General features: G+C 47.6%; 12 protein-coding genes. 6 read left to right on the top strand and 6 right to left on the bottom strand.

Annotated features, from left to right (window positions below; translation table 11 throughout):
• Positions 1-10 precede the first annotated feature (10 nt).
• Together LHF31_RS10195 and LHF31_RS10190 are read right to left on the bottom strand one after the other, a co-directional pair.
• On the bottom strand, positions 11-1189 hold the full coding sequence (locus tag LHF31_RS10195) for a DUF58 domain-containing protein (RefSeq protein ID WP_303774196.1): 1179 nt from the start codon (positions 1187-1189) through the stop codon (positions 11-13).
• Complete coding sequence (locus LHF31_RS10190) at positions 1186-2121, bottom strand: MoxR family ATPase (protein WP_303774195.1); 936 nt, start codon at positions 2119-2121, stop codon at positions 1186-1188. The genes LHF31_RS10195 and LHF31_RS10190 overlap by 4 nt, the downstream gene beginning before the upstream one ends.
• Positions 2122-2242: 121 nt before the next feature.
• Here LHF31_RS10190 and LHF31_RS10185 point away from each other — a divergent pair, with 121 nt between their 5' ends.
• Positions 2243-4348: a hypothetical protein gene (locus tag LHF31_RS10185; RefSeq protein WP_298005360.1), complete on the top strand. Its 2106-nt coding sequence runs from the start codon at positions 2243-2245 to the stop codon at positions 4346-4348.
• A gap of 3 nt (positions 4349-4351) precedes the next feature.
• Here LHF31_RS10185 and LHF31_RS10180 read toward each other — a convergent pair whose 3' ends face one another.
• The 4 genes from LHF31_RS10180 to LHF31_RS10165 all read right to left on the bottom strand — a co-directional run bounded on the left by LHF31_RS10180 (position 4352) and on the right by LHF31_RS10165 (position 8575).
• Positions 4352-5494, bottom strand: a complete 1143-nt coding sequence (locus tag LHF31_RS10180; protein ID WP_298005358.1) for a hypothetical protein — start codon at positions 5492-5494, stop codon at positions 4352-4354.
• Positions 5487-6644, bottom strand: a complete 1158-nt coding sequence (locus LHF31_RS10175; protein ID WP_298005355.1) for a GAF domain-containing protein — start codon at positions 6642-6644, stop codon at positions 5487-5489. Before LHF31_RS10175 ends, LHF31_RS10180 begins: the two co-directional genes overlap by 8 nt.
• 99 nt (positions 6645-6743) lie before the next feature.
• Complete coding sequence (locus LHF31_RS10170) at positions 6744-7427, bottom strand: HAD family hydrolase (RefSeq protein WP_298005351.1); 684 nt, start codon at positions 7425-7427, stop codon at positions 6744-6746.
• A complete protein-coding gene (locus LHF31_RS10165) occupies positions 7427-8575 on the bottom strand; it encodes a site-specific DNA-methyltransferase (protein ID WP_298005348.1) in 1149 nt (382 codons plus the stop codon). The genes LHF31_RS10170 and LHF31_RS10165 overlap by 1 nt, the downstream gene beginning before the upstream one ends.
• A 43-nt stretch (positions 8576-8618) precedes the next feature.
• Between LHF31_RS10165 and LHF31_RS10160 the strand changes: the two genes are divergently transcribed.
• From LHF31_RS10160 to LHF31_RS10140, 5 genes are all read left to right on the top strand, one after another.
• Positions 8619-10436 (top strand): ribonuclease catalytic domain-containing protein, encoded by a 1818-nt coding sequence (locus LHF31_RS10160; protein WP_298005345.1) that lies wholly within the window; start codon positions 8619-8621, stop codon positions 10434-10436.
• A gap of 84 nt (positions 10437-10520) precedes the next feature.
• A complete protein-coding gene (locus tag LHF31_RS10155; RefSeq protein ID WP_298005343.1) occupies positions 10521-11177 on the top strand; it encodes a hypothetical protein in 657 nt (218 codons plus the stop codon).
• 73 nt (positions 11178-11250) lie between these two features.
• Positions 11251-12726, top strand: a complete 1476-nt coding sequence (locus LHF31_RS10150; RefSeq protein WP_298005340.1) for a DUF2723 domain-containing protein — start codon at positions 11251-11253, stop codon at positions 12724-12726.
• Positions 12707-13693: a lysylphosphatidylglycerol synthase transmembrane domain-containing protein gene (locus LHF31_RS10145; RefSeq protein WP_298005337.1), complete on the top strand. Its 987-nt coding sequence runs from the start codon at positions 12707-12709 to the stop codon at positions 13691-13693. Before LHF31_RS10150 ends, LHF31_RS10145 begins: the two co-directional genes overlap by 20 nt.
• A complete protein-coding gene (locus tag LHF31_RS10140; protein ID WP_303774194.1) occupies positions 13690-15285 on the top strand; it encodes a sugar transferase in 1596 nt (531 codons plus the stop codon). The genes LHF31_RS10145 and LHF31_RS10140 overlap by 4 nt, the downstream gene beginning before the upstream one ends.
• The last annotated feature ends 22 nt before the right edge of the window (positions 15286-15307 follow it).

Genomic DNA, 15307 nt, shown 5'->3' with positions numbered 1-15307 from the left:
ACATCAACTCTTATGGCACATGGATGGCTCGAATACCCGGGATGTTTACCTGGGGTGGACTGCCAATTTTGTAGAGAAGAATGCGGCGACGAATGGTGCGGAGTCGCATCAGGGTTTCTACCAGAGACTCCGGCAATATTCCAGTGATAATGAGTAACGTTGTGCCATATGGAATTTGAGGGAGGGAGTCGGTGAGGAATGCCTCAAATGGTTGAGGGATGTAGGGAGTAATCCCTGCCAGGGCTTCTAACAGATGTGCAAGATGCTGTTGGGTCTCACCGGGTTGAATCCGGAATGGCTGATCTGAATTTGCAAGACAGCCGTTGGCATACAGTCCAACACTGTAGCGGTGCTGAACCCCATAATAACAGAGCGTGGCGGCAACACTGATTAATTTTTCCAGTAATGGAGAAGAATATCCCAGCCAGAATTGCTCCGATGTGGATAGATTCAGGCATACTGCCAGCGTGTGCGCCGAGACGGGTTGAAGCATTTTTGTCTGCAGTTCTCCGCTTCGCGCTGTTGCAGCCCAGTGAATACGTCGAAAGCCGTCTTCTGGACGGTATGGGCGAATGCCGGCAAATTGAGTCGGATCTTCAAACAGGGTGTTCCTGGTGCGTGCCTCGCCAAATGGATCTTCTGCCTGGAGTTCCAGCATTTCAAATGGCAAAAGGGCTGGAAACACGGTCAGATATTCCCGGTTGGGAATGGTTCGTTCTATCTGGCTTAAGCCAAAGAGATCTCCGGATGACAGGCGTGTTTCTCCTACGTAATACACTCCTCGTTTTCCAAATCGCATTGAGAATTGGCGGCGGACTTTTGCAAACCAGCGCAGGTTGGCAACATTCACGAGCCATCCTTCTCCCTCAATGGGGGAAGGTGCCAGCAAAGCCTCATCGGTAGGGGCAATCTGCAATGACCAGGGGTCTTCTGTCTTAAGCCAGGAGAGAGGGAGGGCTTTCTGATTGCTGATCTCGATGCTTACAGGGCTCTCTTCGCCGGGGAAACCACGACGGTACCGAAAACTTCGTCGGTAATGAACATGATCCAGCGCATGGGTAGTCCAGTAGTGGACCATGCCAAACACAACCACAATGGTCATGCTGAAAAAAATTAACCACTGGGCTTGGAGAGCAATCCCCATCAGGAACAAGAAGAAAAGCAGGGGAAGCCAGGCGATGGGATTCATGACTCAACCGGCACAGGAAGTCGAGAGACCAGTTCATGAATCAGATCTTGAGCGTTGCGTCCGCGGAGTTGCGCCTGAGGGGAAATGACCAGCCGGTGAGCCAGGACAGGAGCGATGACGCTTTTTACATCGTCGGGGATCACATAATCTCTACCCTGTATTCCAGCGATGGCTTGAGAGGCTTGATACAAAGCCAGTGTTGCCCGTGGACTTGCTCCCAGAAGGATATCGGCTTCTTCTCTTGTGGCTCTTGCAATTTTTACCATGTAATCCTGAACAGAAGCCTCTACATGGATTTTCTGTCTTAACGCAATCATTTCGAAAATTTCTTCTGGTTGTGTGACAGGTCTTAAATCCGTCACAGGGTCATGGGAACCAAAGCGTGTGAGGATGGTGTTTTCTTCAGAAGGATCGGGATATCCCAGACTAACGCGAAGGAAAAATCGGTCAATTTGTGCTTCAGGAAGGGGAAAAGTACCTTCCAGTTCGACCGGGTTTTGCGTCGCCAGAACCAGAAAGGGGCGTTCCAGTCTTCGGGTGATTCCATCTGCAGTAACCTGACGTTCCTGCATTGCCTCCAGCAATGCTGATTGGGTACGTGGGGTGGCACGGTTGATCTCATCGGCAAGCAGAATCTGGGTCATGATGGGACCGGGGCGATATTCAAATTCCTGAGTTTTCTGGTTGAACCATGAAATGCCGGTAATATCTGAGGGAAGAAGGTCAGGAGTAAACTGAATCCTGCGGAACGTACATCCCAGTGATGTTGCTAACGCCCGGGCAAGTGTGGTTTTTCCCGTTCCAGGTACATCCTCGATGAGGACATGTCCTTCACACAATACTGCAACCAGTAACAGGCGTATCGTCTCTTCTTTGCCCACAAAGGTTTTTTGGATGTTTTCTACCACCCGCCGGGCGAAATCTGCAATCATAGTCCACCTTTTACAATCTCTTTTAGAAAAGCATACCACAATTTCGATTTGTTTCGCTTGAGCAGAAGATTTTCACCCCTGTGATATACTCAACAGGACTTTCCCATAACTGAGGCTGTGCATGCGCGGGTGGAAAAAAATTCTTCTTCAAGGAATCTGGCTGGGTACAGGAACAGCCTTTGCAATCACTGTATGTGCTCTTGTATTGCGCCAGTTAGACCTTTCTGGCTGGAAGTTTGGGCTTGTTGTAGTGATCCTGACCGCTTTGGGAACATTCATTGCTCAATCTCTGACGGAAAATATTTATCTCCCCGCTTTGCGAAGGATTCCCATCTGGCAGAGGGTTCTTGCGGTACTGTTTGCTGCAGGGTTTTCCCTCTGGTTGATGGTTGCCATTCCAATGCGCCCCGAATGGATTGCTTTCCTTTTCCCCAAGCATGAATTAACGATTACCCCAATCCCACAGGACGGAACTTCCAAATCATCTTCTCAACTCTGGATGGAGTACTTATCGGACGGAAATCGCTATCGCATTCCTCTGCATCAATTTCAGGGCGAAGGATGGCAACGCAATGACGACGGGTGGATTTTATCAGCCGGGAACACGGGAAGTTTACGCTGGTATGGCAGGCTTCTTCATAGAGGGTATCTGGTGTTTCGAGGTGGTCCGGAAGGCGGAAAAGTGCTGGTACAGTGGGATGGACAGAGTCGTGAGATCAATCTCTATGCTTCAGAAGTCTCACAGATAATTGTCAAACTGGAAAATCCTCAGCCATTCGCCAGACCATTATCCTGGTTGGCTTTCGCGGCTTACTGGGTGGCACTGACCTGGTGCGTACTTTCTTTGGTGGGGTATGCTGTCCTTCACCGGCGGTATTCCTGGTTACAACCGGTACCTTTCCTGTCTTGGATTGGTTACAGTATTCCACCCTTTCTGACGGGTTTGATTTACTGGCTGGCGTTTTACCCGGCAATTCTCTCGGAAGATTCTATTGATCAGTGGCGCCAGGTCTTGACGGGTCAATTTAATGACTGGGCGCCTGCGATTTACACCCTCCTGACTGCCGGAATGGCAAAATTGTGGAACTCACCAGCCTCTATGACGCTCCTGCAAATTATTGCGTTCAGTATGCTGATTGGATGGGGAGTGGGACAGTTGCGATCTCTGGGGCTTTCGGCATGGGCTGGCTGGGGAATGAGCATTCTATTGGCACTGGTGCCTGCCAATCCTGTTTTTGCCATCACTCACTGGAAGGATGTCCCTTACTCGTATGGGCTGGCGGGATTGTTCTTAATATGTATATTGATTGCAGAATCAGAAGGAAAATGGCTGACTGAAAAGCGTCATGGGTTAGGGTTATCTTTGATGGCAACGGTCGTGTTCCTTTTTCGACATAACGGCGTTGCAATTTTTATCGTTGTGTTCATTGTGCTTCTAGCGCTGTACCGGAATTACTGGAAAACGATTGGGCTTGCGGTGCTTGTTGGGTCAGCAGTGGGGCTGGGAATTCGGGGTCCCCTCTACGATGTCTTTCAGGTTGAGCGAAACAGTTATGTCCTCGGAGACACCATTTTTCTTCATCATTTTGGTGCCCATATCACCAGAGGAACCCCACTTACGGATGAAGAAAAAGCCTATCTTAACGCACTGATGCCGTTGGACTCCTGGCCTTACTATTGCTGTAACGTCAGTCCTATCTACTTCACAGATCATTTTAACCATGAATTGTTTGCCCAAAACCATTCCCGTCATCTTTCCCTGTTTATTCGATTGGCGCTCCGCAATCCTGAAGTAGACCTTCAGCATTGGGCGTGCAGTAGTGGTTTGGTCTGGCAGGTGTGCGTTTCGTGTACCACGCTCTATCACAATATCGAGATCATTGATGGGAATGTCCATTGGATTAATGACAATCCTTATGGGGTAACGGAACAACCGGTATTACCCGATTTGACCTTACCCTTAGCGCGATTTCTTGTCTGGAGTTCTACACACGGGGCGGGTATCTTGTGGAGCGCTGGCGGGGCTTTCTACGTGTTTCTCATTATTTGGGGGATGGCTTCCTTGCAACGGCGTTCATGGAGATGGGCACTCATGGTAGGGGTGATTCCCATCCTGCAATCATCCATTATGCTGCTGGTCAATATTTCTTCCGATTTTCGATATCAATATGGGGTTTTTCTGATTGCATTGTTCAGTCTGGGGCTGCTTTGGGCGGGTAAGAAATGACATTTACTCCGTCAAGCGGTGTAATACCAGCGAAGCCACCCCGGCAAGGTGAAGGAGTTTTCTTTCGTCTTCTTCACAGATAACTGGTTTTTGTGTTGACATTAGCAGAATGCAACCCTCTGGCGTTTCTCCTGAAATCAGTGGAATGACGAGCAAATGCTCTTCAGGGCTGAGAAAGTTTTTCAATTCTCTTAATGCCCCGGGAGTCTCAGTATTTGATGAAATTTGCAGGATTTTTTCAGGATGGGTAATTACCTGAAGGATGGGGTCAGCAACAATTTGTCTGAGTCCTGATGTAGACTGAGGTCGAGAACTCCACTGGGATGAGATTTCGAAGAAGCCGGAAGACTCGATGTAATGTAGAAGATACGCTTTTGCGGTAGAGGAAATTATTTCGCAAAATACAGTAAGAACATCCGCAGGGGAGCGGGCATGGAGAATTTTCTCTAATGCATTTTCCCAGGACAGTTGTTGTTCCAGAAGATTTTTGGAGAATTGTTGATAAGAAAGACTTATCAGATGCTCTTGCAGGGTACTTAAAACCCCTCTCAAAAATTCACCATGCTCTTGTGTGTCCGGAATGCCTTGCAGACTGAGATGGATTTGTCCAGCCAGATCATCCTGATATTCTAAGGAGGTCAGAAGAGGGTCTAGAGTGGAAGGAATGGAAGATAAAAGGGGAGCAATTTCATGATTCCAGAAAGAATACCCGCGTTCCTCAATAATGCTCTTGGGAAAAGGGCGTTTTTCTCCCTGCTTTGTGCTGACAGACACATTGAGCATTTCAGGTTGTCGGACAAGTTTTCCCAGATGAGAAGCCAGAATCTTGAGAACCGTTTCAATCAGGGTCTTTTCGTGTTCCTGAAGGGGCTTATCCGTTTTATAGAGGGTAATTTTACCGATGTAAAGATCTTCAGTGGCAATAGGAATAGAAACCGCAGGCAACGTGGAAGTTTTAGGCATTTCAGAATGAATGAGGAGGTTTAAACCCGGGTAAAAGGTTCGAACGATTTCCTGCGGGAAGGGTTCAGGTGTGGGAATGGTTCCAGCGGAAGCCGACTTTTCTGGAACAGGTGGAGGAATGTCTATCTCGTCCAGCAGGCGTTTCAACCGCTCTTCGAGCCGGGAGGAAATACCCTCATTCATTTCCAGAGGCTGCCTTTCTGTCCGGGTTGATATTTAAGCGGATTTCTGCGCGCTCAAATCCCAGGGCGTTACTCAGTTCCTGTAAGGTCACCTGCAAGGCTTCGTCAATGGTTTTCGTTTGTTGAATGCGCTCTTTGATTTCTTTTTCCAGGAAAAACAGTTCTTTTTGCTTTTCTAAAGCATCTTTTTCTATAAGAACTTTCCATATCATTCGGACCATTTGTGCAAGAGAGGAAAGCATCAATTGTTCATCCCTGTCAAATGCCTGGCTTTTCTCAGATGCAAGTTCCAGGACTCCTACCCCTTCAATAGGAATTTCCAGAAGGAATTGAATACCCGGCAAAAGGATATTAGGGGGGATACCGGTTTCTGCAGCCGGGTTAGTTATCAGGACAACCTGATTTTGTTTAAATGCTCGAACGGCTGGATAACGGCTGGTGGTGGAAAAGGTCAGGTGGGTGCTCTGACTCGAGATGGTTACGTCTCCGGTACCCGCGATAAGAGAAAGAGATTCACTATCCGACTGGTAGAGGTAAGTTCGAGTCAGGTACAATCCCATGTGCTGATGAATTAATTCGGTGAGGATCTGCCAGAAGCGAGATGGCGATGCATTTTCTAAAAGTTGACGGGTAATTTCAATGAGGTTATGGTAGAAGACATTTTGCCGGTGAACATCTTGCTCAGGGGCTTGACTTTCGGTCTGGGAGGGACGAAAAGAACATGCCACACTCCCACCAGGGAAAACCTTGACCCAGAATTCAACACTGACTTTTACTCCATCAGGCGATTGCGCTTCATACAGAAATGTCTGGAGGGTTTGGGGCTTTTTTCTTGCCTGAGATACAGCGTCGGAGAACTTTTCGGTCAGATCGTCAGGAAAAAATTCAGTATATTGATGACCAATCAAATGTTCTATCGGAAACAGGGTAGAGAGCAGGGGATCCTGAGAAGGCTTTACTTCTGCCAGATAGCCCTCCTTGTCAAACAGAAGAATCCCGTCCGGGATGCTCTGCAACATCATCTCTGGATAGGCTATATCCCGGCTCTGGTAATCGATCAGTTGCCGTTGTAGACGGGAAATATGCTCACGGGCTTTAATGAGGTCGGTAACCAGTTGTTCACGAGTCTTATCTAAATCTATATTGCTCATATTTCCCCGATGGTACGATATAACACCTGATTTATATTCTAGTGTTTATTGGAAATTCTTCAATTTATTCAGTGAATTTGTAATCCATTTGGTATGGAATTATGTCTCCCTTAAGAGGATTTCCGGCAATGCTGAGGTGGTCTGAAGAATCAAATCCGCTCCAGCACGGAGCAGTTCTTTTTCCGTTCCGAACCCACACAGGACTCCCACAGTTTGAGCGCCGGCTTTCTTTCCAGCATGAATATCTACAGGAGTATCTCCCACCATCAAACAGGCAGATGGAGGAATGTGCAGGTTCTCTGCCGCCCAAAGAACAGGTTCTGGAAAAGGTTTGGTGTACGTGCAGGTATGCGCAGAAACCACCACCTGAAAGATAGTCTCAAGCCCGGCTTGCTGAAGGAAACTCTGCGTTGCGCGTTCATCTCTGGCACTGACAATGGCGAGAGGATAATGGCGTGCCAGCAAATGCAGGGCTCGATCTACCCCTGGAATCAACTTGAATTTTGGGGAAGGAGAATGGAATGTGCGTGCTAAAAAATTAAACAACCTTGAGGCTTCATCGTCGAGGTGAAGTCGATCCAGAAAATTGTAGAGCAGGTTCCCCGGGGATTCGATTTCCATGACGATCCAGCGTGCCAGCTGGTGCAATCGTTCTTCTCCAAACCAGCCTTTCAGGAAGGTTATCCGATGATAGATCATTTCTACCCACTGGTCATCCGAATCACCGAGCGTTCCATCAATATCAAAGCAAATGGCTTGAATGCGAGAAATGTCGAGAGCCATTAGAGGTTTTCCTTCAGGTCATCTTCTTTTGAAATACCGGAAAGAAATTTCTGTTTCAAAACAGCAACAGGTTGAAAGTTACCATGCTCGTCGAGGAAGTACCACCTTTCCCAGCCGTTGGTTGGTCGCCCGCAAATTTTTTCTGCAGCCATATGAATGGATCCGCTCCAACCATCTACTGAAAGATGTCCGTTGGATAAAACCATGGCTCGGATATCCGGATTTCGGTCAAAATAAAGAATCTGTCCGGGTTTAATCAGATGATGCTCTACCAGCGTTCCAAAGGGAAGACGGCTTTTCCGGGAGCGTACGGGTAAAGAAAGAGCATCTGCTGGGGCTGGATTTACCCGGGCGATTCTTTCCCGGGCTGCTTGAATGTACTGCAATTCCTGCTCAATCCCAATCCAGTTCCTGCCCAGGCGTTGAGCAACGGCTCCGGTTGTGCCTGTGCCAAAAAACGGATCAAGAATTACATCGCCGGGACGGGTGGTTGCAAGGATGATTCGGTACAACAGGGCTTCGGGTTTCTGGGTGGAATGGATTTTCTTTCCATTGATCCGGATTCTCTCGGGACCGGAGCAAATCGGAATATACCAGTCAGAGCGCATTTGCAGATCATCATTCAGGGCTTTCATGGCGTGATGATTAAAGATGTAATTGGCATCTCTGGATTTCACTGCCCAGATCAACGTTTCATGTGCGTTGGTGAATCGCACACCTCTGAAATTGGGCATAGGGTTGGTTTTAATCCAGATTACATCATTCAAAATCCAGAAGCCTAAATCCTGTAAAATAGTGCCAATGCGAAAAATATTGTGGTATGTACCGATCACCCACAGAGCCCCGTCATCTTTAAGAACACGCCGGCATTCCTTCAGCCATGCCTGTGAAAATTCGTCGTATTCTGAAAAACTGGAGAACTGATCCCAGGCATCATTAACAGCCTCCACCCGCGAACGATCAGGACGATATAAATCTTGCTGGAGTTGAAGATTGTAGGGTGGGTCGGCAAAAATTAAATCAACAGACCGGTCGGGAAGGTCGGGAAGAATATCCCGGCAATCTCCCTGAAGAATCTGGTTAAGCGGTAAGGTTGAATAGCGTGCGCACATGAACTTAATGTATTTTACATGATTCGTTAAACTCATGAAACTCAACCGAAATACGGATATTCTTGGAAGCGAGGTACTTATGAACAATATCCATCCAGGGGCACTGGTAGCATTCCGAAACGAACCTGCCAGAGTCATCCGAACAGGCGATCGTTGGGAAATTGAGTTGTCGAACGGAGAGGTATTTCGTGTGCGCCCAAAGGATGTGGTGCTCATCCATCCCGGACCCATCCAGGATTTGAAGGAACTCCATCCTGTTGCTGGGGATTTACAGGGTGCATGGCAAATACTGGCAGGAATGACCACAACACTGGTTGAGTTGTCGGAACTGGCGTTTGGTACCTATACCCCTCAAACGGCATGGGAAGTATGGAAATCTGTGTTACAGGGCTATTTATTTAAAGGCACGCCTGAGGCAATACAGGTTTTGTCAGAAGAAGAGGTGAGGGAAAAAGAGGAACAGGAAAGGGCAAAGCAAAAATCGGAGCAGGAATGGCAGGCATTTCTTAACCGCATTCGTCTTAAACAATGGATTGAACAGGACATTCGCTACCTCAAAGAGGTTGAACAATTCGCATATGGAATTTCCAAACGATCAAGGGTTTTGCAGGAATTAAAAAGAGCCGAGACCCCCGAGAATGCTCATCAACTTCTGCTCGAGATTGGTTACTGGAAGGATACTCACAACCCTCATCCCCGTCGGCTTCAGGTTCCACTTCAGGTTCCGATTTATACCCTTCCATCTCTTCCGGACGAACCGCGAATAGACCTGACCCATCTTTCCGCTTACGCCATAGACGATGAAGGGAGCGAGGTTCCCGATGATGCTGTTAGTCTGGAAGGAAGGAGGATTTGGGTGCATATTGCCGATCCTGCGGCATTAATTTTCCCCGATACTCCACCTGATCTGGAAGCCCGCCAGCGCGTCGAGTCTCTTCATCTTCCTGAAGGCACTATTCACATGCTTTCGGAAGATGCCATCTCGAAATTCGGGTTGGGCAAACAGGAAATTTCACCGGCACTCTCCATCGGAATTGAATTATCAACTTCAGGAGAAATTCAGAGCGTTGATATTGTTCCTTCGTGGGTGCGGGTGACGCGGTTGACCTATCAAATAGCAGAAACGCTGATGAATTCTTCTATATTTGCAGAGATTGAGGACATCCTATCTCAACATCGCACATCCCGACAGAACCGGGGTGCCGTTGATCTGGATTTGCCTGAAGTGAAGATTAAAGTGGATTCGTCTTATCGGGTCAGCATCTCTCCCGTATTGTCCCTGCGGAGCCGAAGAATGGTGGAGGAAGCCATGATTCTGGCTGGATCGGCGCTGGCACAATGGTGTTCAGCAAGACACATTCCCGTGCCTTTCAGTGTGCAGGAACCGCCCGAACAGCGGCTTACTGGCAACACGCTCGCAGACATGTACGCCATGCGTCGGTGGATGCGACGAAGCCAGTACCGAATATCCCCTGGAGAACATGCTGGATTGGGATTAAGCGCCTATGTACCGGGAACAAGCCCTTTACGGCGGTACCTGGATCTGGTTGTCCATCAACAGATTCGTCGTTCTCTTCGGGAAGAGCGTGTGTTATCTGAGCAGGAAATCCTTGAACGGATTGGCGAAGTCGAGGCTCTCTTGCCTTCCCTTCGACAGGCTGAAACTCTTTCCGAAAAGCACTGGACACTGGTGTTTTTACTGCAAAATCCCGGTTGGAGCGGAGCGGCTCATGTAGTTGACCATCGTTCTTCAGGAGCAGTGGTGATGATTCCTGAACTGGGTTGGGAAACGGTATTACCGGGCTCTCCCGGGCTGGTAAAAAACCAGATCCTGCAGGTTCAATGTGTGGAAGTCAAATTACCTTATCTGGAGGCTTTGTTCAGGATTTTGATATGAATTTTTTATCTGTATAGTCATTAAAAGAATTTGAACGTGTTATAATAAAAGCAATCCGGTTTTGTAAAAAACATAGGGGGCATTATGTCTTGGAAAAAAGTAATTGCTTTTTTGGCTATAGGGATTCTTTTCGGCGTGTTTTGGGGATTGAGTGCGCCTCAAATTTCCAGTGCGCAGACGGTCCCTACCCTGGCGCCTACTACAGTGGCTCCTCCACCTCCTCCAGAACCGACCCCAACTCCAAAAGGAAAAGGGGCGCCGCTTTATTGTGTCAAGGCTCCCTTAAGCAAAGAGATGGAAGTTACATTATCGCTCTTACGATTTCCCGAAAAAAGCAGCAAGGAGATCTGGGGTGGGGTCATTAATCCACCGGGAACTGCCTGTGAAGATGCGGTAGAAGTGATTTGCAAAGTTCCAGTGCGATATTTGCCCGGCCGTTCTCAATTGAATTACTGGCGAGAAGGACTGGAGGTTCGACAATATGTAAAAGGGATTGTGGACGATACGCAATCTTGCCGGCAAAAACAGGTTTACTTTGAATTAACCTGGTATGAGCGCTGGATCCATGATAACATGCCCGAACGGTTTGGTGTATTCTGGTACAACCCCGAAAAGAAAGAATGGCAACCTTGTGAAGATTTGACCTTTGAGCCAAAAGAAGGGAAGTATGGAAAGGTCTTCTGTTCCACTCTGGATTGGGGGTACTTTACACTGGGTTGGAAACCTCCGAAGTCGAAGTAATCTGCTTTAAATCCTTAAAACGGGGTGATTGATTGTCACCCCGTTGTTTTATCTCAAGATAAAATTGCATTCAATGAAGCGATTTTCCTCTCCCTTTTTCGTCAGTTTTTTGCTGGGCATCTTGTTGTATTTCCCTTTTTTACCGGATCGCTACACCTGGCAAAATCAAGGAGGTGATGCAGGAGATTTTTTAACAGCCATTTTGACTAACGGTGTCCCTCATCCAACAGGTTATCCCCTCTATCTGGTATTAGGGGGACTTTTTCAAAAACTTCCCTTCCATAATCCCTATTGGAAAGGGGCTTTTTTCTCTGCTTTTTGTATGGCACTTGCAGCCGGTCTCCTTGCCCTTTGGGTGGAGAAGGTCATTTTGAAGGGAAAATCTCTGGCTTCTTTAGTTGGGGTTGTTGCGGCTTTTCTCTGGCTATCCACCTCACTGGTTTGGTCTCAGGCGTTGATTGTAGAAGTTCACGGCCTTCATGCCTTGATGGTCATGATCTGGATATGGTGGGCAAGTGCTTTACTGGGCGAGATATCGGTGCCTTTATGGATGTTGAGTTTGCTCAGTGTGATGGCTGGTCTGGGTGTAGGCAACCATGTGTCCATTGGTTTGTTGTTTCCGGTTGTGATGTGGGCTTTTTTCTCGTTCTGGAAAAAGACGTCATTGAAGGAAACAAGCGTCCAGGCAGTCTTATTTTGCCTGGGGCTTTTTATTTATGGAGTACTACCCATTCGAGCACAGGCATTGCCACCGGTCAATTGGGGTGGAGCGAGTGACTGGGAAGGGTTCTGGTGGTTGGTGAGTGGAAAACTGTATCGGGGCATGATTTTCGATGTAAATGCAGGACAATTCGTCAGCCGTTTGTCCGCTTTTTCCAGCCTCTGGGTGAAGGATTTTCGGGTGTGGGGCGTTATCCTGGCGATCTTCGGCTTGGTGATTTCCGTACCGTGGCGTGTGGGGAAGATTTTGTTATGGACTTTCCTTGCCTTTGTACTTTTCTCTTTAGGGTATGCCGTAGAAGATTCGCAGGTTTACTTAATTCCTGCATGGATGGTGTTGAGTATCTGGCTGGCGGTTGGAGTCATGGAGATCTTAAAGTGGAAATGGAAGGCATTTCCAGTCGGGTGGGTGCTGTTGGGCATCTTTTTCCTGTGGAGTGCATGGAATTTACCTCAGGTTGCCCGTCAGGTTGACGTGCGTGGAAAAGAGGATGCTGCCCTTTTTGCTGAGAAGGCATTGCAGTCATTCCCTTTGAATGCCTTTGTGGTTACGTTAAAGGATCAGGATACCTTCCCTCTCTGGTATTATCATTTTGGATTGTCTTATCGCCCGGACATAAGGCTCATCGTATTGCCCCTTACTCCCTTTTCCTGGTATCGCCAGTCTTTACAGAAAGCCTATCCAGATTTACAGTATCCTCCTGCTGGAGTTGAAGGAAGTGCCTGGGGGGAACTCTTACTGGAACTGAACGCGAATCGCTCCATCTGCCGCACAAGCGTGGAAACTCAGCCAGCCATATATGTGACATATGCATGTCAAAACAACTGAACGTAAATTCTCCATAAAAGGGTTGATCAACCTCCTGGTGAGGGGAGGTATTGCAGGTATTTTGATAGTTTACATCCTTCAGAATGTAGACTGGCAATCGGTTGTTCACGTTTTAGGCGAAATCAAATGGAAGTGGCTGATTCTGGCAATTCTCAGTTTTGTTATGACGCTGGGATTAAAAATGATACGCTGGGGTGTTTTAATTACCCTTATTGAAAGCACACAAAAAGCAATTCCATTTCAAACATTAATGACTCCGTTTCTGGTTGGACAGGCCGTGAATATTCTCCTTCCATTTCGAGGGGGCGAGGTTGCCCGGTTTTCCTGGTTGGGATGGAAGGATAAGAGCCTGATTGTGCCAGGCGCCTTGAGCATCCTGCTGGAAAAATGGCTGGATTTTCTCATCCTTTCACTTCTATCTTTTGCCTTTGCTCCGCTGATTTCTGATTGGATGGCATTTCCGCCGATTCTCTCCTGGGGAGTATTCGCAATTCTGCTGGCAATTTTAGGGATTGGGATTTGGGGAATCCGTCACTTTAAAATGAAGACTTTCCCATTTGTGCCGGAAAAATTCCGGCAGGTACTGGGAAATGACATTGCCCAGGTAGAATTTCCGCCGTTCACCAAAAAACGGTTAGCCAGGGGACTGTTACCCATAGGGCTCAGTCTCATTATTTGGGGAAACATGATTCTAACCAACCTTCTCCTCATGCATGCAATGAGTTATCCCCTCAACATTACCATGGCAATTGTGGTTCTGGTTTTCATTTACGTCGCGCTGATTCCTGCTCTGATTCCGGGTAATTTGGGACCGTTCCATGGGGCAGTAGTTTTGGGAATGTCGCTTTTTGAGATTCCGGTTTCACAGAGTCTTTCGTTTGCTATTGTGCTCCACGGGATTGTCACCGTGTTTCCATTGCTCTTTTCTGGACTGGCAATCCTTTTTGAACAATGGGGGAAAATATGAAAGCCAGCGTGATTATTCCAGCCAGAGATGCCGAAGAGACCATCAATGCTTGCCTTGAGGCTGTGCTTCATCAGAACGGGATGACGTTTCCGGGCGATTATGAAGTTATCGTTGTGGATGATGGCTCTTCTGATCGCACTGCTGAAATGGCTCGATCTTTTAAAGACGTGAAAGTGATCTCTCAACCGAATACCGGTCCTGCTGTGGCAAGGAATCGGGGAGCCCGGGAAGCCCGGGGAGATATTCTGGTGTTTACAGATTCGGATTGTGTCCCCGATTCGAACTGGTTGAAAATCATGTTGAGCCGTTTTGAAGACCCTCAGGTTGTTGGAGTAAAGGGCGTTTACTCTACCGGCAGTAATAAGCCGGTCTCAAGATTTGTTCAGGTTGAATATGAGTACAAATACGAGAGAATGAAGCGAATGGAGTCAATCGATTTCATTGACACGTACTCTGCTGCTTATCGTCGGAACGTGTTTTTAGAAAATGGAGGGTTTGATTCCATTTTTCCGGTTCCTTCGGTTGAGGATCAGGAATTTTCCTTCCGCTTGGCGAGGAAGGGGTACCTTCTTGTGTTTGAGCCCTTCGCTAAAGTTTCGCATAGACATGATAAATCCATCAGGGAATATTTCATCCGAAAATTCTGGATTGGGTACTGGAAAGCGGTGATGATCAACTGGCTTCCCGAGAAGGCTTTTCATGACTCGCATACCCTTCCATCGCAACGCTGGCAAATTATTTTCCTGGGGTTGTTTTTATTAGGCACTCCGTTGATTTACTTTGCTCCGGTTGTGAAATGGGGAAGCCTTATGGCATTGGGATTGTTCTGGTGCACGGCGGTACCGTTTTGGGTGTTCCTGGCGAAGAAAGATATTCAATTGTTTCCATATAGTCTGGTTTTGATTCCTGTTCGTGCGTTTGCTCAATTGGCGGGAATTATCTGGGGGATATTAAAAAAGCCGCAGGGTATTCAGAAAAAAGGATTGAGCGCGGTGGATCGCCTGCTCAAGCGGATAATAGATGTGCTGGGAGCAATTCTTGGTTTAGGGGTTTCGATTCCTATACTTTTCCTCAGCGCACTTGCAATTAAACTGGATAGCCCTGGTCCTGTGTTTTTCGTTCAGTGGAGAGCGGGAGAAAATGGCAAACCTTTCCGCATGGTGAAATTGCGAACCATGGTGATGAATGCAGAACAATACCGGGAGGCTCTGGAGCCGCTTTCTCCAAACGGGGGAATGGCATTTAAGTTATTGGACGATCCGCGAGTAACCCGCGTGGGGCGTTTCTTACGACGATGGAGCATTGATGAACTTCCCCAATTCTGGAACGTATTGAAGGGAGAAATGAGTTTAGTCGGTCCCCGTCCTGAGGAATTATCTGTAGTCCTTCGGTATTCGGATCGGGAACGTCAACGCTTGATTGTAAAACCGGGGATGACTGGTCCCATGCAGGTTTCGGGGAGGGCAAACCTGGATATTTCTATGCGTTTACAACTGGAGTTAGACTACATTGAACATTACTCCTTGTGGAAGGATTTTGTGCTCCTGGCTCGAACCATCCCTGCAGTCATATTGGGAAAAGGGGCTTATTAAAAATACAAAAACAGCGGAAGTC

It is taken from the genome of Anaerolinea thermophila (assembly GCF_020723905.1).
GTDB classification, from domain to species: domain Bacteria; phylum Chloroflexota; class Anaerolineae; order Anaerolineales; family Anaerolineaceae; genus Anaerolinea; species Anaerolinea thermophila_A.
The sequence above is the reverse complement of the archived record's forward strand: the minus strand, read 5'-3'. Positions and strand labels throughout refer to the sequence as shown.

Bases quoted from the DNA above. Each gene is read 5' to 3' on its own strand.
- LHF31_RS10185 (WP_298005360.1), top strand. From the start codon at position 2,243: ATGCGCGGGTGGAAAAAAATTCTTCTTCAAGGAATCTGGCTGGGTACA.
- LHF31_RS10175 (WP_298005355.1), bottom strand. From the start codon at position 6,644: ATGAGCAATATAGATTTAGATAAGACTCGTGAACAACTGGTTACCGAC.
- LHF31_RS10190 (WP_303774195.1), bottom strand. From the start codon at position 2,121: ATGATTGCAGATTTCGCCCGGCGGGTGGTAGAAAACATCCAAAAAACC.
- LHF31_RS10195 (WP_303774196.1), bottom strand. From the start codon at position 1,189: ATGAATCCCATCGCCTGGCTTCCCCTGCTTTTCTTCTTGTTCCTGATG.
- LHF31_RS10180 (WP_298005358.1), bottom strand. From the start codon at position 5,494: ATGAATGAGGGTATTTCCTCCCGGCTCGAAGAGCGGTTGAAACGCCTG.
- LHF31_RS10160 (WP_298005345.1), top strand. From the start codon at position 8,619: ATGAACAATATCCATCCAGGGGCACTGGTAGCATTCCGAAACGAACCT.
- LHF31_RS10145 (WP_298005337.1), top strand. From the start codon at position 12,707: ATGCATGTCAAAACAACTGAACGTAAATTCTCCATAAAAGGGTTGATC.
- LHF31_RS10170 (WP_298005351.1), bottom strand. From the start codon at position 7,427: ATGGCTCTCGACATTTCTCGCATTCAAGCCATTTGCTTTGATATTGAT.
- LHF31_RS10165 (WP_298005348.1), bottom strand. From the start codon at position 8,575: ATGAGTTTAACGAATCATGTAAAATACATTAAGTTCATGTGCGCACGC.
- LHF31_RS10155 (WP_298005343.1), top strand. From the start codon at position 10,521: ATGTCTTGGAAAAAAGTAATTGCTTTTTTGGCTATAGGGATTCTTTTC.
- LHF31_RS10150 (WP_298005340.1), top strand. From the start codon at position 11,251: ATGAAGCGATTTTCCTCTCCCTTTTTCGTCAGTTTTTTGCTGGGCATC.
- LHF31_RS10140 (WP_303774194.1), top strand. From the start codon at position 13,690: ATGAAAGCCAGCGTGATTATTCCAGCCAGAGATGCCGAAGAGACCATC.